The organism is Amycolatopsis sp. NPDC003861 (assembly GCF_053605405.1).
Genome location: NZ_JBSGJD010000111.1, coordinates 1 through 19,941 on the forward strand (window position 1 = coordinate 1; position 19,941 = coordinate 19,941).

General features: G+C 69.8%; 16 protein-coding genes and 1 tRNA gene. 9 read left to right on the forward strand and 8 right to left on the reverse strand.

Going from position 1 to position 19,941, the window contains the following annotated elements:
- The first annotated feature begins 113 nt into the window (after window positions 1-113).
- Together ACWEVN_RS25715 and ACWEVN_RS25720 are read left to right on the forward strand one after the other, a co-directional pair.
- Complete coding sequence (locus ACWEVN_RS25715; protein WP_452052997.1) at window positions 114-818, forward strand: MOSC domain-containing protein; 705 nt, start codon at window positions 114-116, stop codon at window positions 816-818.
- A 54-nt stretch (window positions 819-872) separates the two neighbouring features.
- Entirely contained in the window at window positions 873-1,511 is a 639-nt protein-coding gene (locus ACWEVN_RS25720; RefSeq protein WP_449679364.1) for a nicotinamide mononucleotide transporter family protein, read from the forward strand.
- Here ACWEVN_RS25720 and ACWEVN_RS25725 read toward each other — a convergent pair.
- Window positions 1,492-3,102: an L-lactate permease gene (locus tag ACWEVN_RS25725; protein ID WP_449682826.1), complete on the reverse strand. Its 1,611-nt coding sequence runs from the start codon at window positions 3,100-3,102 to the stop codon at window positions 1,492-1,494. The genes ACWEVN_RS25720 and ACWEVN_RS25725 overlap by 20 nt on opposite strands.
- 118 nt (window positions 3,103-3,220) lie before the next feature.
- Entirely contained in the window at window positions 3,221-3,811 is a 591-nt protein-coding gene (locus ACWEVN_RS25730; RefSeq protein ID WP_452052998.1) for a TetR/AcrR family transcriptional regulator, read from the reverse strand.
- Window positions 3,812-3,893: 82 nt separating this feature from the next.
- On the opposite strand from ACWEVN_RS25730, the gene ACWEVN_RS25735 reads away from it, so the two are divergent.
- Complete coding sequence (locus ACWEVN_RS25735; RefSeq protein WP_452052999.1) at window positions 3,894-4,637, forward strand: SDR family oxidoreductase; 744 nt, start codon at window positions 3,894-3,896, stop codon at window positions 4,635-4,637.
- Here the strand turns inward: ACWEVN_RS25735 and ACWEVN_RS25740 are convergent.
- Complete coding sequence (locus ACWEVN_RS25740; RefSeq protein ID WP_452053017.1) at window positions 4,634-5,845, reverse strand: alpha-hydroxy acid oxidase; 1,212 nt, start codon at window positions 5,843-5,845, stop codon at window positions 4,634-4,636. The two genes, ACWEVN_RS25735 and ACWEVN_RS25740, sit on opposite strands and share 4 nt — an antisense overlap.
- Before the next feature lie 73 nt (window positions 5,846-5,918).
- Window positions 5,919-8,714, reverse strand: coding sequence for a pyruvate dehydrogenase (acetyl-transferring), homodimeric type (aceE, locus tag ACWEVN_RS25745; RefSeq protein ID WP_452053000.1), 2,796 nt, complete (start codon window positions 8,712-8,714; stop codon window positions 5,919-5,921).
- Window positions 8,715-9,130: 416 nt separating this feature from the next.
- On the opposite strand from aceE, the gene ACWEVN_RS25750 reads away from it, so the two are divergent.
- The 3 genes from ACWEVN_RS25750 to ACWEVN_RS25760 all read left to right on the forward strand — a co-directional run bounded on the left by ACWEVN_RS25750 (window position 9,131) and on the right by ACWEVN_RS25760 (window position 10,216).
- Entirely contained in the window at window positions 9,131-9,562 is a 432-nt protein-coding gene (locus ACWEVN_RS25750) for a DUF3052 domain-containing protein (RefSeq protein ID WP_003084504.1), read from the forward strand.
- Between the two features lie 73 nt (window positions 9,563-9,635).
- Window positions 9,636-10,100, forward strand: a complete 465-nt coding sequence (locus ACWEVN_RS25755; protein WP_452053001.1) for a peroxiredoxin — start codon at window positions 9,636-9,638, stop codon at window positions 10,098-10,100.
- A 41-nt stretch (window positions 10,101-10,141) separates the two neighbouring features.
- A tRNA-Val gene (locus ACWEVN_RS25760) sits at window positions 10,142-10,216 on the forward strand.
- 44 nt (window positions 10,217-10,260) lie between these two features.
- Here the strand turns inward: ACWEVN_RS25760 and ACWEVN_RS25765 are convergent.
- Entirely contained in the window at window positions 10,261-10,665 is a 405-nt protein-coding gene (locus ACWEVN_RS25765; protein WP_449682832.1) for a hypothetical protein, read from the reverse strand.
- Between the two features lie 130 nt (window positions 10,666-10,795).
- On the opposite strand from ACWEVN_RS25765, the gene ACWEVN_RS25770 reads away from it, so the two are divergent.
- Entirely contained in the window at window positions 10,796-11,674 is an 879-nt protein-coding gene (locus tag ACWEVN_RS25770; protein WP_452053002.1) for a class I SAM-dependent methyltransferase, read from the forward strand.
- Here ACWEVN_RS25770 and ACWEVN_RS25775 read toward each other — a convergent pair.
- Complete coding sequence (locus ACWEVN_RS25775) at window positions 11,646-13,106, reverse strand: MFS transporter (protein WP_452053003.1); 1,461 nt, start codon at window positions 13,104-13,106, stop codon at window positions 11,646-11,648. The genes ACWEVN_RS25770 and ACWEVN_RS25775 overlap by 29 nt on opposite strands.
- A gap of 264 nt (window positions 13,107-13,370) precedes the next feature.
- On the opposite strand from ACWEVN_RS25775, the gene ACWEVN_RS25780 reads away from it, so the two are divergent.
- Window positions 13,371-14,237, forward strand: a complete 867-nt coding sequence (locus ACWEVN_RS25780; RefSeq protein ID WP_452053004.1) for a hypothetical protein — start codon at window positions 13,371-13,373, stop codon at window positions 14,235-14,237.
- Between the two features lie 43 nt (window positions 14,238-14,280).
- On the opposite strand, the gene ACWEVN_RS25785 is transcribed toward ACWEVN_RS25780, so the two are convergent.
- A complete protein-coding gene (locus tag ACWEVN_RS25785) occupies window positions 14,281-14,775 on the reverse strand; it encodes a carboxymuconolactone decarboxylase family protein (RefSeq protein ID WP_449682851.1) in 495 nt (164 codons plus the stop codon).
- 125 nt (window positions 14,776-14,900) lie between these two features.
- Here ACWEVN_RS25785 and ACWEVN_RS25790 point away from each other — a divergent pair, with 125 nt between their 5' ends.
- On the forward strand, window positions 14,901-15,365 hold the full coding sequence (locus tag ACWEVN_RS25790; RefSeq protein WP_452053005.1) for a MarR family winged helix-turn-helix transcriptional regulator: 465 nt from the start codon (window positions 14,901-14,903) through the stop codon (window positions 15,363-15,365).
- Between the two features lie 306 nt (window positions 15,366-15,671).
- Here ACWEVN_RS25790 and ACWEVN_RS25795 read toward each other — a convergent pair whose 3' ends face one another.
- Complete coding sequence (locus ACWEVN_RS25795; RefSeq protein ID WP_452053006.1) at window positions 15,672-19,898, reverse strand: wHTH domain-containing protein; 4,227 nt, start codon at window positions 19,896-19,898, stop codon at window positions 15,672-15,674.
- Between the last annotated feature and the right edge of the window lie 43 nt (window positions 19,899-19,941).

The following is a 19,941-nucleotide window of genomic DNA, read 5'->3' on the forward strand; positions in this document are numbered from 1 at the left end:
GCCCCAATGTGGCGTTCGGTGCGTTGGACGCACCCAATGTGGCGTTCGGTGCGTTGGACGCACCCAACGCCACATTGGGGCGCTTGGGGCCGGGCTGTCGCTACGCTCGCCGCATGGGGGTCGTTGCGGCGCTGTGGCGCTATCCGGTGAAGTCGATGGTGGGCGAACGCCTGGCCGAGGTGCAGGTCGGCGAACGCGGCCTCGACGGCGACCGCCTGTACGCGGTCCGCGATCCGGACGGCAAGTTCGGCAGCGGCAAGAACACCCGCCGCTTCCGGCGGATGCCCGGCCTGAACACCTTCGCCGCTCGCTACGACGGTGACGTCCCGGTCGTGACCCTGCCGGACGGCCGCACCGCCCGGGGTGACGCCGACATCGCGGCCGCCCTCGGCCGGCCCGGCGTCGCCCTGGCGAAGGAAGCGGACGTTCCGCACCACGACGAGGCCGCCGTCCACCTGCTGACGACGTCGTCGCTGGCCTGGCTGGCCGAGCGCGCTCCCGGCGCCGGGATCGACGCGCGGCGGCTGCGGCCCAACGTCCTGCTCGACACCGGCCCGGCGCCGGAGCTCGCCGAAGAGGCCTGGCTGGGGCGGCACGTCCGGATCGGCGAGGTCGAGCTGGAAATCCTGCGCAAAGCCGTCCGCTGCGTGATGGTCGACCTGCCCTGGGACGGGCTCCCGGCCGCGCCCGGGCTGCTCAAGACGATCACCGGCGCGAACGGCATGACGCTCGGCGTGCACGCCCGGGTCGTGCGCGGCGGCACGCTGCGCGTCGGGGACGTCCAGTCCATGGGATGTCTCGCCCCTCACACTCCCTAGGGAATTCGCCCGCCGGCGAGCATGTTGGGAGCGGTAGGACGAAAGGGGCGTGACGTGGACTTCCTGCTGCACCACGGGATCACCGTGCTCGGCCAGTGGATTTCGATCGCGGAGCTCGCCGGGCAGGTGTTCGCGCTCGCCGTCGTGTTCCTCGCGCAGCGTCGCACCCTGTGGACGTGGCCGGTGCAGGTCGGGGCCACCGTGCTGCTGTTCGCCGTCTACGTCTCCGCGCACCTCGGCGGGCTCGCCGCGCGGCAGGTCGCCATCCTCGCCATCTCCGTCTACGGCTGGTGGGCCTGGACGCGCCGCCAGGACCCGGTGTTCGGCGTCGTCGTCCGCAAGGGCCGGCTCGCCGAACGGCTCGCGATGATCGGCGCCTTCGCCGTCGGCACCACCGTGATGGCGCTGGTCCTCGACGCCCTGAACGCGTCCTGGGCGCCCTGGCCGGACGCCGCGATCTTCGTCGGCACCCTCGTCGCCTTCGGGGCGCAGGGGCTCGGGCTGGTCGAGTTCTGGCTGGTCTGGCTGGCCGTCGACGCCATCGGCGTCCCGCTGCAGATCTCCTCCGGCCTCTACTTCTCCGCCGCGATCTACATCGTCTTCGCCGGCCTGGTCGTGCACGGCTGGTGGAGCTGGAACCGCTCCGCCCAGCGCGTCGCCGCCCGGCCCGGGGTCACGGCAGCATCCAGCTGAGCACCGGCGTGCTCTGACCCAGGACGATCAGGCACATCACCAGCAGCAGCCCGACGCTCCACGGCAGCACCTTCCGCAGCAGTTTCCCCTCCTCGCCGGGCAGGTTCGCCGCCACGCAGGCGATGGTGAGGTTCTGCGGCGAGACCATCTTGCCGAGGACGCCGCCGGAGCTGTTCGCCGCGGCCAGCAGGTCCGCCGGCAGGCCCGTCTGGTGCGCCGCGGTCACCTGCAGGGCGCCGAACAGCGCGTTCGCCGAGGTGTCGGACCCCGAGACGGCGACGCCGAACCAGCCCAGCACCGGGGAGAGGAACGCCAGCCCGGCGCCCGCGGCGGCGATGAACGTGCCGATCGTGGTCGTCTGGCCGGACAGGTTCATCACGTAGGCCAGCGCGAGCACGCCGGTGACGGTGAGGATCGCGAACCGCAGCTCCTTGACCGTCGCCAGCCACTCCCGCGCGGTGTCGCTCGCCGAAACGGCCAGCAGCGCCGCGGTGATGACGCCCGCCAGCAGCACCAGTGTTCCGCCGGTGTTGAGGAACGGCAGCGAGAACGTGTTGCCGGACACCGGTTTCCCGTTCGGCCCGGCGACGTTCAGCCCGGGCCAGTGGAACTTCCAGGTCGCCTTGTCCAGCAGCCGCTTGACCGGCGGCAGCACGGCGACCGAGAAGATCACGATGATGAGCAGGTACGGCAGGTACGCCTTGACGACGTCGCCGCGCGCGTCCTCCGGCGGCGCTTCGGCGGTCGCCGTCCCGCCGGTGCCGATCCGGACGGCTTCGGGCACCGGGCGCCGGGTCTGGGGGAGGGCGACCAGCGCGGCCGCACCGGCCAGCGCCGCGCCGATGTCGGCCAGCTGCGGGGACACGTAGTTCGAGGCGAGGAACTGCACGAGCCCGAACGCGACCCCGCAGACGAGCGCGGGCAGCCAGGTGTCCTTCAGGCCGCGCTTGCCGTCGACGATGATCACCAGCAGCAGCGGCACGACCAGCGCGAGCAGCGGCGTCTGCCGCCCGACGATCGACGAGACGTCCTGCAGCGGCAGGCCGGTGACCTGGGCGAGGGTGACGACCGGGGTGCCCATGGCGCCGAACGCGACCGGCGCGGTGTTGGCGACCAGCGCGACGACGGCGGCCTTGACCGGGTGGAAGCCGACGGCCACCAGCATCACGGCGCTGATCGCGACCGGCGCGCCGAACCCGGCGAGGGCTTCCATCAGCGCGCCGAAGCAGAAGGCGATGATCAGGGCCTGGATGCGCGGGTCGTCGGAGATCCGGCCGAACGAGCGGCGCAGGACGTCGAAGTGCCCGGTCCGCACGGTGAGCCGGTAGATCCACAGCGCGTTGACGACGATCCACATGATCGGCCACAACCCGAACGCGGCGCCTTCGAGCGCCCCGGAGACGGCCTGCACGACCGGCATCCCGTACGCGGCGACGCCGACGACGAGGGCGACGAGCAAGCCGATGAGGGCGGCGTGGTGCGCCCGCATCCGGACGGCCCCGAGCAGCACGAGGACGGTGGCGAGCGGCAGCACGGCGACCAGCGCGGACAGGCCCAGCGAGCCCAGCGGAGTCAGATCCTGGACGAACACGGACGACCTCCGTTTTCCACGATGCGAAAACGGCCTTTCGGCGGGTGTCCGAGATCTTCGTCACAAACCAGGCGGTCCGTCAAGAAGTTGAGACCAGTTGGCCCAATGAGTCAGTGCTTCACGGCTTCGGCAGCACGGCCAGGGCGGTCTCGGCGATCGCGCGGATCTCGTCCGGTCCGACGCCGCCCTTGCCCAGCGCTTCGAGCCCGCGCAGGACGGCCAGCACCAGCCCGGCGAGGTGGGCGGGGTCGGCCTCGGCGGCGAGGTCGCCCGCGCGCTGCGCGCCCGCGATGCACGCCGTCAGGGAGTCCTGCAGGGCGCGGAACGCTTGCCCGGTCCGGGTCGCGACGGCTTCGTCGTGCTCCGAGCACTCGGCCGCGCCCTTGGCCATCAGGCACCCGCGGCGCTCCCGGTCGGCGACGACCGACTCGGCGATGGCCCGCACGTGGTCCCGCAGCCGCCGGTGGGCGGTGTCGTCGGGGCCTTCGAGCTGGTGTCGTACGCCGTCGGTCGCTTCGGCGCAGTAGTAGTCGTAGACGCGCAGGTAGAGCGCGTGCTTGTCGCCGAAGGCGCCGTACAGGCTGCCCTTGCCGAGGCCGGTCGCGGCGGCGATGTCGTCGACCTTCGTGCCGGCGTAACCGTGTTCCCAGAATTGATCCCGGGCCGCGCGCAGGACCGCTGTCTCGTCGAAGCTCCGGGGTCTCGCCATGGGGTCAGAATACCCATTCTTGACTATCTCGTCCAGAACGGCGTACGTTCTGGACGAGATAGTCAAGAACTGGAGGAGCAGCGTGAACCTGGAGAACAAGACCGCCGTCGTGACCGGCGGCAGCACCGGCATCGGGCTCGCCATCGCGAAGCGCTTCGCGGCCGAAGGCGCGCACGTGTTCATCACCGGACGCCGCAAGGAAGCCCTCGACGACGCGGTCGCCGAGATCGGCCACGGCGTCACGGCCGTCCGCGCGGACTCGGCGAACCTGGCCGACCTCGACGCGCTCTACCGCGTGGTGGGGGAGCGGGGCCGCGGCCTCGACGTCGTCGTGGCCAACTCCGGCGGCGGGGTCTTCGCCCCGCTCGGCGAAATCACCGAAGAGCAGTTCGACACGACCTTCGCCACGAACGTCAAGGGTGTCCTGTTCGCCGTCCAGAAGGCGTTGCCGCTGCTGAACGCGAACGCGTCGATCATCCTCACCGGCTCGACGACGTCGACGCGGCCCGGCTCCGCCTTCAGCGTCTACTCGGCGACGAAGGCGGCGGTGCGCAACTTCGCCCGCAGCTGGGCCCTCGACCTCGCCGGGACCGGCACGCGGGTCAACGTCCTGAGCCCGGGCCCGACGCGGACGCCGGGCCTGCTGGGCCTGGTGGACGAGGACGGGCAGCAGGACCTGGTCGACGGCCTGGTGGCGCAGGTCCCGCTGGGCCGTCTCGGGGATCCCTCGGAAATCGCGGCCGCGGCGCTGTTCCTGGCCTCCGCGGAGTCGAGCTTCGTCAACGGCGTCGAGTTCTTCGTCGACGGCGGCCAGGCGCAGGTCTAACGCAGGGTGGCGTGGCTCGGCGTCAGGTCCTTCAGGGTCCGGACGCCGAGCAGCTGCATCGTGCGGACCAGTTCGGTCCGCAGGATGTCGACGCAGCGCTGGACACCGCGTTCGCCGCCGGCCATCAGGCCGTACAGGAACGCACGGCCGATCAGGACGGCGTCCGCGCCGCGGGCGATCGCGGCCACGATGTCGCCGCCGGACAGGATGCCCGTGTCGACCCAGACCTCCGCGCTGCCCTGGAGCTCGTCGAGCACCGCCGGGAGCAGTTCCAGGGGCGTGGGGGCGCGGTCGAGCTGGCGGCCGCCGTGGTTGGAGAGCAGCACCGCGTCCGCGCCGTGCTTCACGACGTCGCGGGCGTCGTCGACGTTCTGCACGCCCTTGATCACGAGCTTGCCCGGCCAGGTCTGCCGGACCCAGTCGAGGTCGTCGTAGTTGAGCGTCGGGTCGAACAGCTTGTTCAGCAGCTCGGCCACGGTGCCGCCGAACTGGTTGAGCGACGCGAACGTCAGCGGCTCGGTGGTGAGCAGGTTGAACCACCACGCCGGGTGGGTCGCCCCGTCCAGGAACGTCTTGAGGGTCAGCGCCGGCGGGATGGTCAGGCCGTTGCGGACGTCCCGCAGCCGGGCGCCCGCGACCGGGGTGTCCACGGTCAGCATCAGCGTGTCGTAGCCCGCGGCCCACGCCCGATTCATCAGATCTTCACCGGCGCCGTGGTCGCGCCAGACGTAGAGCTGGAACCACTTGCGCGCGCCGGGCGCGGCCTCGGCGAGATCCTCGATCGACGTCGTCGCCATCGTGGACAGGCCCATCGGGATGCCGTTGCGCTCGGCGACGCGGCCGACGGCGGCCTCGCCCTCGTGCTGCATCATCCGGGTGAACCCGGTGGGGGCGAAGGCGAACGGCAGCGCCGACGTCCTCCCGAGGATCTCCCGGGTGGTGTCCACATCGGACACCCCGCGCAGCACGTTCGGGTGGAACTCGATGCGCCGGTACGCCTGCCGGGCCCGCAGCAGGCTGTCCTCGAGCTCGGCCGCGCCGTCGGTGTAGTCGAACGCCGCCCGCGGGGTGCGCTTGCGGGCGATCATCCGCAGGTCGGCGATGGTGTGCGCGTTCGCCAGCCGCCGGTCCGTCGGGTTCAGCACGATCGGCTTCGGCCGCAGGATCTGCTGCAGCTCGCTCGGCTTGGGCAACCGGCGCTTCGTCACCTTCATCAACTCCCTACGTGCACGGGACCCGGCAGACATCGGATGTCTGCCGGGTCCCGAACCTAGCAGGAGGTCACGCGTTCCCGGAATCCGACGTCTGCGGCCCGGCGGCCGCGATGTCGTCGAGCCGGTACTTCGTGGCCGCTTCGAGGACCTTCGCCTGGTCGACCTCGCCGCGCTTGGCCAGGATCGACAGCGCCCCGACGGTGATCGACTCGGCGTCGACCAGGAACTTCCGCCGCGCCGCCGGCCGGGTGTCGGAGAAGCCGAAGCCGTCCGTGCCCAGCGTCAGCATGTCGGTCGGGACGTACGGGCGGATCAGGTCCGGCACCGCGCGCATCCAGTCCGACACCGCCACGACCGGCCCGTTCGCGCCCTCGAGCGCCTCGGTGACGTACGGCACGCGCGGCTCGCTGCCCGGGTAGAGCAGGTTGTCGTGGTCGATCTCGACGGCCTCGCGCCGCAGCTCGGTCCACGACGTCGCCGACCACACCGCGGCCCGCACGCCCCACTCCTCGGCCAGCAGCTGCTGCGCCTTCAGCGCGTCCGGCATCGTGACGCCCGAGACCAGGATCTGCACCTCGGGGCCCTCGCCCGCGGGGGCGTCGGCGTACTTGTACAGACCCTTCAGCAGGCCGTCGACGTCGAGGTTCTCCGGCTCGGCGGGCTGCTGGTACGGCTCGTTGTAGATCGTCATGTAGTAGAAGACGTTCTCGCCGTTGCCGTCCGGGCCGGTCTCGCCGTACATCCGGCGCAGGCCGTCCTTGATGATGTGCGCGATCTCGAACGACCACGCCGGGTCGTAGGCCACCGCGGCCGGGTTGGTCGCCGCCAGCAGCAGCGAGTGCCCGTCCGCGTGCTGCAGGCCCTCACCCGTCAGGGTGGTCCGGCCGGCGGTGGCGCCGAGGACGAACCCGCGGGCCATCTGGTCGGCGGCGGCGTACAGGCCGTCACCGGTCCGCTGGAACCCGAACATCGAGTAGAAGATGTAGATCGGGATCATCGGCTCGCCGTGCGTCGCGTACGACGTGCCGACGGCGGTGAACGACGCCGTCGAGCCGGCCTCGTTGATGCCCTCGTGCAGCAGCTGGCCCTTCTCGGACTCCTTGTAGGCCAGCATCAGGCTCGCGTCGACCGACGTGTAGGTCTGGCCGTGCGGGTTGTAGATCTTGGCCGTCGGGAACATCGAGTCGAGGCCGAAGGTGCGGGCCTCGTCCGGGATGATCGGGACGACGCGCTTGCCGATCTCGGAGTCCTTCGCCAGCTCGCGGACCAGCCGGACGAACGCCATCGTGGTGGCGACCTCCTGCTTGCCGGAGCCCTTCCGGATGCCCTCGTAGACCTTGTCGCCGGGCAGCACCAGGGCCTTGGCGGCCTTGGGGCGGCGTTCCGGCAGGAACCCGCCGAGCGCCTTGCGGCGGCCGATCATGTACTCGATCTCGGGCGAGCCGGCGCCCGGGTGGTAGTACGGCGGCAGCTTCGGGTTGCGCTCGAGCTCCTCGTCGCTGATCGGGATCCGCTGCGAGTCGCGGAACAGCTTCAGGTCGTCGAGGGTGAGCTTCTTCATCTGGTGCGTGGCGTTGCGGCCCTCGAACGCCGGGCCGAGGCCGTAGCCCTTGATGGTGTGGGCGAGGATCACCGTCGGCTGGCCGTGGTGCTCCAGCGCCGACTTGTACGCCGCGTACACCTTGCGGTAGTCGTGGCCGCCGCGCTTGAGGTTCCAGATGTCGGCGTCGGAGAGGTCCTTGACCAGGTCCTTCGTCCGCGGGTCGCGGCCGAAGAAGTGCTCCCGGACGAAGGCGCCGTCGTTGGCCTTGTACGTCTGGTAGTCACCGTCGGGGGTGACGTTCATCAGGTTGACCAGGGCGCCGTCGCGGTCGGCGTGCAGCAGCGAGTCCCACTCGCGGCCCCAGATCACCTTGATGACGTTCCAGCCGGCGCCGCGGAAGTACGACTCCAGCTCCTGGATGATCTTGCCGTTGCCGCGCACCGGGCCGTCGAGCCGCTGCAGGTTGCAGTTGATCACGAAGGTCAGGTTGTCGAGGCCCTCGCCGGCCGCCACGTGGATGAGACCCCGCGACTCGGCCTCGTCCATCTCGCCGTCGCCGAGGAACGCCCAGACGTGCTGGTCGTCGGTGTTCTTGATGCCGCGGTCGCGCAGGTAGCGGTTGAACCGGGCCTGGTAGATGGCGTTCATCGGGCCGAGGCCCATCGACACCGTCGGGTTCTCCCAGAACTCCGGCATCAGCCGCGGGTGCGGGTACGACGGCAGGCCGCCGCCCTCGCCGGCGTGGCTGAACTCCTGGCGGAAGCCGTCGAGCTGCGACTCGCGCAGGCGGCCTTCGAGGAACGCGCGGGCGTAGATGCCGGGGGAGGCGTGGCCCTGGATGTAGATCTGGTCGCCGCCGCCGGAGTGGTCCTTGCCGCGGAAGAAGTGGTTGAAGCCCACCTCGTAGAGCGCGGCCGAGGAGGCGTAGGTCGAGATGTGGCCGCCGACGCCGACGCCGGGACGCTGCGCGCGGTGCACCATGATCGCGGCGTTCCAGCGGATCCAGGCGCGGTAGCGGCGCTCGATGTCCTCGTCACCGGGGAACCAGGGCTCGTTCTCGGTGGGGATCGTGTTGACGTAGTCCGTCGAGGTCAGGGCCGGGACGCCGACGTTCCGCTCCCGGGCGCGCTCGAGGATGCGCAGCATCAGGTACCGGGCCCGCTGCTGACCGCCCCTCGCGAGAGCCTCGTCGAAGGAGTCCAGCCACTCGGCGGTCTCCTCCGGGTCGATGTCGGGCAGGTGCGCCGCCAGTCCGTCACGGATGACGCGTACGCGTGCCGGGGTCTCCTTGCCGGAGGCGCCGTCGTTCTGCGGGGCCAAGGGGTCTCCTTGCGAAAAGTTGTAGCCGGTGGTGCTCGTACGCGGGGGTGTACGACTCTCCATCGTCGTCTTCCGTCCCGGCTTCCGCACCGCTACTTGGCGGTAACATGGGCCGACCCGGTCGAGCCACTCCCTGCGCGCGGTGTATCGCGCGCGCGTTTTCTTCTCCCCCACCCTAGGGGACGACCCCCGGAGGGGTGGCAGAGCGGGGGCGCCAGGCACCCGAAACGCCGTCGCGGGCGGCCGGTGGCGGGCCGTATCCTGCGACACGAGTTGTCAAAGATCCGGTGTGGACGGTTGCGCGCGGAGCTTCACCAGTGTTCGCTATCGGCAACCGGGTAGCCGAGTGTGGCGCCGTCGTACCCTCCGAGGGGCTGGGGACGCCGCACTCCGTCGCAGTTGGAGGAGTGAAAGCAGTGGTCGCCGCGGGAGACGCTGATCAGAGCAGCGTCGCCGAGAGGCTCGGCATCAAGCCCGAGATGGTGGTCCAGGAGATCGGCTGGGACGAGGACGTCGACGACGACGTCCGCGCGGCGATCGAGGAGCAGATCGGCGGGGACATCCTCGACGAGGACGCCGACGAGGTCATCGACGTGGTGCTGCTCTGGTGGCGCGAGGACGACGGCGACCTGGGCGACGCGCTCATCGACGCCAGGGGCCCCCTGGAGGAGACCGGCGTGATCTGGGTGCTCACCCCCAAGACGGGACAGCCCGGGCACGTCGAGCCGAGCGAAATCGCCGAAGCGGTGCCCGCCGTCGGCCTGGCCCAGACCGCCAACATCAGTGTCGGCCCGAACTGGATCGGCACCCGCCTGGTGTCGCCGAAGTCGAAGTCGAAGCAGCGCTGAACAAGTCCCGCCGGACGGACACGATAGGGTTGTCGTCGCAGGCACGTGTCCGTTCGGGAGAGGAAACGCTGGTATGACTGTCGCGGTCGGTTCTGAGGCCCCCGACTTCACGCTCAAGGACTACAACATGCAGCCGGTCCAGCTGTCGTCCTTCCGGGGCGACAAGCCGGTGCTGCTGGTCTTCTACCCGTTCGCGTTCAGCGGCATCTGCACCGGCGAGCTCTGCCAGCTCCGCGACGAGTTCGCGGACTACGACGGCAAGGGCGTCCAGGTCCTGGGCGTCTCGGTCGACACGCCGTTCTCGCTCAAGGCGTGGGCCGAGAAGGAGGGCTACCAGTTCCCGCTGCTCTCGGACTTCTGGCCGCACGGCGAGGTGGCCCAGGCGTACGGCGTGTTCAACGCCGAAGCCGGCCTGGCGATCCGCGGCACGTTCCTGATCGACACGGCCGGCGTCGTCCGGTTCGCCGAGGTCAACGGACCCCGCGACGCACGCGACCAGCAGGGCTGGAAGAAGGCCGTGGCCGAACTGGCAGCCTGAGTCTCCCGCGGCGGCGGTCCGGCACCGGCCCGCCCCCGTGAGGGCGCATAGCTCAGCGGAAGAGCACTCGGCTTACACCCGAGCGGTCGCAGGTTCGAACCCTGCTGCGCCCACCAGCGAAAACGGGGCCGTCGAGGGCCCCGTTGTCAGCTCCGCGAGGTCATTCGACGACGCAGCCGTTCCGGGTGCAGCCACGCTGGCCCAGTTTGTGGTTGTCCGCGTCGTAGAAGCTGATGTGGATGAGCTGGACGCCGCCGACCTTGTCGATCGTCAGGCCGTGGTAGAAGGGGTGGTCCTTCCCGGGGTTGGCGCCGTAGCAGGCGACGGCGGTGGTGCTGGTGCCGTTGACGCCCCAGACGCAGGTCTCGCGGTAGCCGCTGACCGCGTGGACGGTGCCGTCGACGGAGGCCGAGCGCCCGTCCGTCCAGGAGATGGTGCCCGCCGTCACACTCGCGCCGTACTCGATCCGCCAGTTGGTCGTGCTCGCCGCTTCGGCCGGGGCGCTCGCACCCAAGAGGGCGCCGGCGACCGCGGCGGTGGCCACCAGTGATCGGAGGATGCGCATGAAGGTTCCTTCCCTGAGGTTTCTTCGGCCGCTCGAAGCGATCGGCCGACCCCTCCACGCCCGGCCGGCACTTCCGGTTGGGCCGTAATTCGGTGGATCACCCGATGGCCGCACCACTAGCGTCCGCCGGGTGAGCCACGAAGACCCACGTGCCTACCTGCTCGGCATCGAGGGCCTGGCGCTGCTGCGGGCGTTCACCGGCGAGTTCGGCCGCGACTTCACGGAAGCCCGGATCGCGGAGATCCGCCGCGTGCTCGCCGACGAAACACTGGCCGACGCGGCCGTGGAAGTCGACCGGGTCGATGCGGTCACCGGCTATCGGCTGTGGGCACCGACCTACGACCGGCCCGACTCGGCGTTCACCCTCGACGAGCCTCCGGTCGGGGAGATCGCCGGCGCGCTGCCGGCGGGGGTGGCGCTCGACGCCGCCTGCGGGACCGGTCGCTACGCCGAGATCCTGGCCGGGCTGGGCCATCGGGTGATCGGCGTGGATGGCTCGCCCGACATGCTCGCCCGGGCCCGCACCCGTGTGCCGCGGGGCGAGTTCCTGCTCGGTGACCTGCACCGGCTCCCGGTCGTCGGCGCCGCGGTCGACCTGGTCGTGTGCGGCTTGGCGCTGACCCACGTCCCGGCGCTCGCGCCGGTGCTGGCGGAGTTCGCCCGGGTGCTGCGGCCCGGCGGGCACCTGGTCATCGCCGACATGCACCCCGAACGGGTGGCGCAGGGCGCGATCCCGCCCGTGCGCGGTGCCGGCGGCCGGCCCGGCCGGCTGCGCAGCTACCGCCACCCGATCGGGGACTACCTGCGTGCCGCGCTGGCCGTGGGACTGCAGGTGCGGCGCTGCGAGGAACCACCCGTGCCCGCCGGTGACCCGCCCGCCCCGGTCCCGCCGCCGGGGCCGTGGGAGCTGTGGCCGTGGAGCCTGGCCGGCCTGGTGCCCGAAGCGGCACAGGCCGTCAACGCGGGCGCTCCGGCGCTGGTCATCTGGCATTTTCAGGCAGAGCCGTGACCGGCTCGGCGTCGACGGCCTCGGTCCGGCGCATGGTCGTCACCAGCAGTGCCAGCCCCGCGAACAGCACCGCCGCGATCACGCCCGTCACGTTCAGCGCCGTCGTGAACGCCGCCTTCGCCTGCTCCGCCAGCGCCGGCCGGGTGATGTCCACCGCGAGCGTCGTGCCGGCCGGGAAGGCGCCGCGGTACACCGCCGCCGCCGTCAGGCCGATCAGGGCCAGGCCCAGCGAGCCGCCGAGGTAGTTGCCGGTGTCGGCCATCGAGGCCGCCGAACCCGCGCGTTCCGGCGGGACCGAGCCCAGCACCAGGCCGATGCCGAGGGCGAACAGCGGGCCCGTGCCCAGCGTCAGCACCGTGATGCCCAGCACGACCGGGACCAGGCCGTCGGTGACCGCCAGCAGGAGGCTGCCCGCCGCCGACACCGCGAGACCGCCCGCGATCGCCGTGGCCGGGGACATCCAGCGGGTCAGCGCCGGCGCCGTCATCGTGCCCGCCGCCACGCCGAGGCCCATCGGGGCGAACAGCAGGGCCGAAACGAGCGGCGAGTGCCCGAGGACGCTCTGGAGGTACTGCGTCACCAACAGGCCGACGCCGGCCATCGCGACGCCGGCGAACACCAGCGCCACCAGCACCGCGGTGAACGGGCGATTCCGGAACAGCCGCAGGTCCAGCAGCGGCGACGACGTCGTCAGCTGGCGGCGGGCGAAGACCGCGCCGAGCAGCGCCCCGGCGGCGATAGCCGCGAGCGGCAGGACCAGCGAGCCGGTGGCCAGCTGCTTGAGGCCGAACACGATCAGCAGCACGGCGGTCAGCGAGAGCGCCACGCCGGGCAGGTCCAGCCGCCCGGACGCCGGCGCGCGGAACTCCGGCAGCAGGAACGGGCCCGCGACGAGCAGCACGGCGACGGCCGGGACGGCGACCAGGAACACCGAGCCCCACGAGAAGTGCTGGAGCAGGAAGCCGGCGAACACCGGGCCGGCCGCGCCGCCCGCGAACTGGCAGGTGGCCCAGATCGAAATCGCCTTCCCGCGCTGCTTTGCGTCGCGGAACATGTTCGTGATCAGGGCGAGCGTCGACGGCATGAGCGTCGCCCCGGCCACGCCGAGCGCCCCGCGCACGACGATGAGCATGCCGGGGCTGGTCGAGAACGCGGCGACGATCGACAGGAGCCCGAAGGCCCCGCCGCCGGCGAGCAGCAGCCGCCGTCGCCCGATCCGGTCGCCGAGCGTGCCCATGGTGATGACGAACCCGGCGACGACGAAGCCGTAGCTGTCGGTGATCCACAACTGCTCGGTGCCGCTCGCGCCGAGGTCCGCGCTCAGTTGCGGCAAGGCGAGGAACAGCGAGGTCATGTCCATCGCGACGAGCAGGGTGGGCAGCACGAGCACCGCCAGGCCCAGCCACTCCCGCCGTCCGGCCGGCTTCTCCATTTCGGCTCCTTCTCCGTGGTCCGTTTGCCGGGAGGTCGGAGCCGGGGCGGGGGACCGGACACGGGCGCGGGAAGTTTTTGCGGCCGGCTCGTCGTGCCCGCTGATCGGGAAGCTTTGTCAAGATCCGCGCGCGGAACCCCTATCTTGTTGTGCGAAAAAGCAAAAACCGCTCCGTGGGCGTAACGGGTGATCCAGTCCGGCCGACAGGCAGGTCGGCAAGTGACCAACTCACCTGAGGGGGAACCTGTGAAGGGTTCAGGGTTTTTGAAGCGAGCCGTAGTCGTCGCGGTGCCCGTGCTCGCCGTGCTCCTGGGGGCGGTGCCGGCGCAGGCGCAGCCGGTCGCCACCGGAGCGCTGTCGTTCAGCGGGGACGAAGGCGACTACATCAGCGGGGGCGGTTCCTACGCCTATTCCACCGAAGCGAAGGACCGGCTCACAGTCAACGCGTCGGAGGACCGCAATCACATCGCGGTCAGCGTCAGCGGCTTCAACAGCGACTGGTGGACGCTCGACCTGGCCGCACCCAGCGGCACGGGCCTGACCGCCGGCACCTACGACGGGGCGACGCGTTACCCGTTCCAGGGGGCCAACGCGCCGGGGCTGGACCTGAGCGGCAACGGCCGGGGCTGCAACACCCTGACCGGGACGTTCACCGTGCAGAACGTCGTCTTCGGGCCGCACGGGTACGTCCAGGCGCTCGACGCCACCTACGAGCAGCACTGTGAAGGGGGCACGGCCGCCCTGCGCGGTGAGGTGCACATCGCGAACCCGCCGGCCCCGGCGGAGCTGGCGATCGGGCTCGAGGTGGCCACCGACGGCACCGCGAGCACGCTCAACGGCAACGCGTACCTGCACGGCACCGTCGAATGCACCGGCCCGGCCAAGGTCACCTTGAGCGGGGCGGCGACGCAGGTCAAGCGCAACGTCATCATCCGCGGCACCTACTCGGTGCAGGTCGCCTGCACGCCGGGCACGGCGGCGCCGTGGAAGGCGACCGTGGTCCCGACGGGCACCACGCCGTTCCAGAAGGGCCAGGCCGAGGTCGTCACCCAGGCGACCGCGCTCGACCCGAACTACAACACCAACGTCTCGGTCGACACCACCACGGTCGTCACACTGGCGAAGGGCTGAGTTCCCGGCCGTGGGGCCGCCTGCTCCGGGTGGCCCCACGGCCTCAGGCCGCGTGCCAGGCGTGCTCGGCGAAGACCTCGTCGAGCGGGGCGCGGGTGAGGCGGTTCGCGTACGTCGACAGCGTGTACGTCCCGATGCCCAGCACCACCTCCAAGGCGTTCCGCTCCGTGTAACCGGCGCCGGTGAACGCCTCCAGCGCTTCGGCCGGCGCCTCGCCGCGCGTGTCCATCACCGCGTGGACGAAGACGCGCAGCGCCTCCAGCCGCGGATCCGGCAGCGAGGCTTCCGCCCGCAGCGCCGCCACGAGTTCCGCCGGCGCGTCCAGGCGGGTCAGCGTGGCCGTGTGCATCGCCACGCAGAGGTGGCACTCGTTGCGCGCCGCCACGGTCATGATCAGCACTTCGCGTTCCAGCGCCGTCAGGGTTGTGGTCTCGAAGATGGCGCTGAGCTTCAGGAATCCGTTGAGCAGTTCCGGTGAGGTCGCCAGCCGGGCGACGGCGGACGGCACGCGGCCGAACTTTTTCGCGGTGGCCGTCATCGCGGGGCGGGCGGCGGGGGGTGCAGACTCCGGGGTGTGATCGGCGAACAAGGCGTCTCCCGAGCTAGGATCGACAACGTGGTTGTCGAAACCGTAAACCAGGTTGTCGAGTTTGGCAAGGTCCGATGACGGACACGCCGGGCTACGAGCTGCCCTTCCTGCTCTTCGGCGGTTTCCGCACGCTCATCGACCGCTTGCACGCCGAGCTCGCCCGCCGCGGCCACCCCGACGTCCGCCCGTCGTACGGCTTCGCGATGCAGGCCATCGGCATCCAGGGAGCGACGGCATCGGAGATCGGCCGCCGCTTGGGCGTGTCCAAGCAGGCGGCGGGCAAGACGGTGGAACGGCTGGAAGCGCTCGGGTACGCCGAGCGCGCCGACGACCCGGAGGACGCCCGCCGCAAGATCGTCCGCCTGACCGCCCACGGCGTCGACGCACTCCGGAAGTCCGCGGAGATCTTCGACGAGCTGCGCGCGGAGTGGGCGCGCGTGGTGGGGGCGGAGCGGATCGCCGCACTGGAGAACGACTTGCGCGCGGTGGTGGGCCCGGCGGCTTATCGGCTGGATGCCGCCGGGTGGCTGGCGAGCTGATAATCGCAGCCCGGGTGGCTGATCACCTTCGGTCGGGCGCGGTCGAAGTACGCCTCGACTTCTGGGGCCCCACTGTCGGGCATCCACCGGGCCGAGTAGGTGGTGCCGTACCAGTCGATCTCCCCGGAGGCCGGCTCGGTGGCGTGTCGAAGGAGTGGTCCAGGTGCTCGCGTGTGGCAATCAGCTGTCGCGGAGGAGGGCGAAGACTTCGCTGCCCGCGCCGGGTATCTCCGCGCCGATATCGCCTTCGGCAAGTGCGATGGCTGCGTCGACGTCGGTCGCGTGGCAGAGGGGTGGGCGGCGGGGTCATGGCCGGTGGTCGCTCATGCGGGGGACCAGGGGGAGCAGTCGCTGCAGCTCGGTGTCCAGGTCCGGGAACTCGAAGCGGCAGCCGAGTTCGTCGAACCGTGCTGCGGCTTCATGGGCTGTCATCCCAGCGCGGACGGCTCCGACGAGCAAGTCGGACAGGGTGAGTGGACGCTGAAGATCGAGTCTTTCGCGGGTTGAATTTTTCCCGATCAGGGCTTCCTCTTCGGGGGAGAGCTCTCTGATTTGTGGTACCGAACATCCCAGGCTTCGGAGGTGGGAGCCAATTTTGGCCGGTGTGATTCCTGTGTCATCGGCGTAGTTCAGAATAAGGGGAAGCGGAACTTTTATTATTCCGGTCGTGGCCGGCGCGGGTAATCTCGGCGGAATCAGTTCTGGATCGATGTGGTGGTCTGTAGCCGGGGTGTACTCGACGTCGATTTGGAACTTCGCGAGTCGCTGGGTGACCTCGGTGGGAGAGTAGCCGGTTCGTGCCACTATTATGGCGAGCTCGCGCAAATTCACCGTTGAACCGAGGAGGGCTCCGGAGAGTGCCTGTAGAACCTCTCGGTCTTTCGCTTCGGGGGTTGACGGGATATGTGCGGCATCGCAAGTTCTGAAGCCCATGGCTTCGAATCGGGCCGCCGCGTTCTGTGTGGTCAGTTCCGAGCGTAGCGACGCTCGGATCAAATCGTGTGGCCCCGCGTAATCGACCGACGATGGCAGCGAATGCAGGAGAGATTCATCGGTGTCGGTCAGTTGCTCGGGTGGCTGCTTTTCTGCATCAATACCAAATTTTGCCAACGTTCGTGCGATGTCTCGTGGTTGGCATCCTGCGCGCAGTGCTTCGCGGCACATTTGACCCGTTTGCGACTGCTGTCCGCGTGTCAGCAGTTGCTTCATCGCCTGTAGAACAGGGAGCGGGACCGCTCTGAGGTCAGCGACGGTTGTGTCGAAGTCCGGGACTGTCAGTCCCAGGCGACGCAAGCGATTCGCGGCGCTCGACGGCGTGAGCCCGGTCGCCTCGGCGGCCAGTAGCACGTAAAGGGCTGACACTGGCTCGCCGATCTTCAGAAAACGTGCGTTCGATTTCGTCGGATCGGTGCCGAGGTTGCCGATGAGTCGTACGTCTGTGCCGTCGGCGCGTCCTGAAGGGGCAACATATGCGCTGTCGAATCCCAGTTCGGCGAGTCGGCGAGCAACCTGCGTCATCGGAATGTCCAGCTGAGCGCTCGCGACAACCAGTGTCGCATATTCGTAGGAATGATTGCTGCGTCTCAGTGGCTTTTCTGCAAGGTTGATCAGCGTCAGATCGGCCGAATCGAGGTGGGTCGGCGGAAGCAACTTTTCGCACTTCGTCACCGAAAAACCAAGTTTGGCCAGTCGTCTTATCACGTTTGTGGAGTCGATTCCGAGATGAATAGCCGCTCGCCAGGCTGATGGCGGGGAGATTTCCGGCGGAAATGAACCGTAGGTTGTTGTGTAGCCTGCCAAGGTGATCAAGAGGTCGTCTGACGGAAGTGCTGGGAGCAAGGGTTGCCTGTCAGGCCCGTCGGTCCGCTCCTTCTTGAGGGCCAGTAATCGCCACAGTAGGAGATGTGGCGGCGTGTTCATGACCCTGCGTCGGTAGTCGGTGTTCGACTGGGCGGATTTTCGGATCAGTTGCCCGTCCAGCTTGATGATTCCGGTGGCGTCCACGGTCGTGTCGTACGAGCCGATCCGGGTGGGCAAGCCTGCGGAGATCGCCGTGTCGGCGATGACATCGGCGATTCCCGGATTATTCTCGAAAACATTCAGAACCCACTGGTACTCAAGAAGGGATTCAGGCTTTCTGAGATCCGAGGTCGCCTGTTGAAGCAGGAGCTCGGCTCGTTCCGACACGTCCTGGAGCACGGACATCCGGTCGACGCTGAGTTTGGGCGAGAAAGAGCCGGTCAAATTGATGACCGCGCCACGTGGATCGCTGTTCTTGACCATTGCGGTCAGCACGCCACGCTGGTTCTCGCATCTCACGTAGATGCCGTCGACGAGCAAAGCACCTCCGCGCTCGCACCAGACGACCTGCCCGTTCTCCGACGGAGCACCGTGCTGGAGCCGCCCGTAGGCCTCGATGCTGTCCTCCCGCGCCGGATGCCGACGCCGTGGCTGGAACTCGAACGGCTGCCAGCGCTCCGGCTCTTCCTCGCCGTACTGAGCCGTCGTCTCGAACTCCGCGATCCCCAGCAGCGCCCGCAAAGTCGCCACGCAAGAAGGCGCCTTCGCCCCATCCCGAAGGAGGAGCTTGACCTCCGTGCCCTCCTCCCGGCCGTCGTCGTCGGGCCCGGTGAGGGTTTCCACCCGGAACAAGTGACCCGGACCCGCGATCGCCACCTTCACCAGCGGCAACCGCTCCCCGCCCGGGTTCATCCGGCGGGTCGTCACCTCGATCCGGTCGGCGAGCATGAAGTAGCTCATCACCCCGATCCCGAACCGGCTGTTGGGGTGGATGTGGATGCCTTCCGCCTCCCAGCGCGCACGCTCCACCGCGAACTCACGCCGGTCCGCGAACCGGATCCCCGCCTGCGAGAACACCTCGCGCAGTTCGGCCTCGCCCATCCCGACGCCGTTGTCCCGGCAGCTGAGGAAGTGCTGGCCGCCCTCCTCCCACTGCCGGAACTCGATCTTCCCCGGCCAGGACCAGTCCCTCGGCCCGCCGTTCTTCACCAGGAGGTAGCGGCGCCAAGCCTGGCTGTACCTACATGCGTCGAGCGCGTTCTGGTACAGCTCGCGGATCGCCAGAGAGCGGTCGCGGTAGAGCTGCTCGCCCATCAGCAGCTCGCGCACGCGGGTCTCGTCGAGCCGGAACTTCGTCGTCGGGACCACGAACTCCGGCCGGCCGTCCGGCCTCGTCGCCGGGGTGACGTCCTCGTCCGAGGACCGTTCCGGCAACCCCAGCAGCGGGGCCACCGCCGTTTCGCGCGCAGCGGCCTCTCGTGCGGTGCGGAGCATCTCCGACATCCGTGTCACGTGCTCGGTGAGTACTTCGTACACCGCTTCGTGCCGGCACTCGGCGTCCAGCCGCAGCGCCGTCGGGGTGCGCACCCAGCTGCTTGCCCGCAGCGTGCGGCGAAGGTCCGCCAGGTCCACCTGGTGGTCGATGCCCAGGTGCTCCACGAGCGTGCTCGACAGTGAGCCCGGCTCGATGGCCATCGTGTGGGCGAGGCCCAGGATGAGGGCGACGAGCCGGGTCCGCAGCCGCTGGCCGCCAGGCCACTCTTCCGGCTGGTCGCGCAGCCGCCAATCCTTGAGCTTGCCGGGGGACAGGCGGAACACCGGCAAAAGCTGCTTCAGCTGCTGTTCGAGCGGTGGTGCCAGCTCCAGCGAGACGGTCGCGGGCTGTCCGGACGCGCTCTGGTCGAGCCACCGGTGGAACAGCCACCAGCAAATCGCCCGGCGGTCGGGATCCTCCGCGGCCGGGATGCGCCGGGCCCGCTCGACCAGGCGTCGCTGCTGGTCGCCGCTGCGGAAGAACTCGAAGTCGCAGTCGGGCTCGGGTTCGAGCCGCATCGGGTCGACCGCCGAGTGCGCTTCGACGGCGGTCTGCGCCCAGCGGGTGTGGTAGAGCAGCGGCGCGACTGTGAGCAGGAACGCCTCCACCGCGGAGAACTCGAGCGGAGCACCGGAGAGGTACCCGACGAGCTCACTGACCCGCCGCACCGTCCGCTCCGGCAGCTCCTCGTCGAGCCACGGGTCGTCGGCCAGTGCCGCTTCCACTGCCTTGCGACGCTCGCCCTCCAGCTGCCTCAAGGCGGCTAACGCCTGATCTCGCAGCTCCGCCGCACCCTCGGCGTCCGGCCAGATCTTCGCCGCGCGGATGATCCCTTCCCAGCGCGATCCGTCTTCGGGCGGGGCCGGACGCCGCCCGTCGCGCTCTCGTGCCTCCGCCAGCCAATCCAGCCAGCTGCCTTCCGCGACGCCCTTCATGAGCTCCGGATCCGGTCGCTCGATCGGCGGCCGTCGGTCGGCCGCCGCCACCTGCATGACCCCCACCAGGACTCTCAGGCCTTCTTCGGACGGCACGTGGTCGCCGCGCAGCCAGTCGCCGATGCTCCGGTCGTTGAGCGGGTGGCGCTTCGCTGCCCCCGGAAAGACGTAGGTCTTCGACCGCTCGGCGATCTTCACGTTGGTGAGGCCGGAAAGCTCCCTGAGCGCGCGGAGCCGCTCCACCAGCCTGCTGTGCTTCGCCATCCATCGCCTCCGGTCGGGCCGCACGTCGGTCGGTACCGGACCG

Excerpts from the sequence above, each read along its gene's own strand:
- ACWEVN_RS25715 (WP_452052997.1), top strand. The coding sequence starts at position 114 with ATGGGGGTCGTTGCGGCGCTGTGGCGCTATCCGGTGAAGTCGATGGTG.
- ACWEVN_RS25775 (WP_452053003.1), bottom strand. The coding sequence starts at position 13,106 with ATGGAGAAGCCGGCCGGACGGCGGGAGTGGCTGGGCCTGGCGGTGCTC.
- ACWEVN_RS25755 (WP_452053001.1), top strand. The coding sequence starts at position 9,636 with ATGACTGTCGCGGTCGGTTCTGAGGCCCCCGACTTCACGCTCAAGGAC.
- ACWEVN_RS25785 (WP_449682851.1), bottom strand. The coding sequence starts at position 14,775 with ATGACGGCCACCGCGAAAAAGTTCGGCCGCGTGCCGTCCGCCGTCGCC.
- ACWEVN_RS25730 (WP_452052998.1), bottom strand. The coding sequence starts at position 3,811 with ATGGCGAGACCCCGGAGCTTCGACGAGACAGCGGTCCTGCGCGCGGCC.
- ACWEVN_RS25790 (WP_452053005.1), top strand. The coding sequence starts at position 14,901 with ATGACGGACACGCCGGGCTACGAGCTGCCCTTCCTGCTCTTCGGCGGT.
- ACWEVN_RS25765 (WP_449682832.1), bottom strand. The coding sequence starts at position 10,665 with ATGCGCATCCTCCGATCACTGGTGGCCACCGCCGCGGTCGCCGGCGCC.
- ACWEVN_RS25795 (WP_452053006.1), bottom strand. The coding sequence starts at position 19,898 with ATGGCGAAGCACAGCAGGCTGGTGGAGCGGCTCCGCGCGCTCAGGGAG.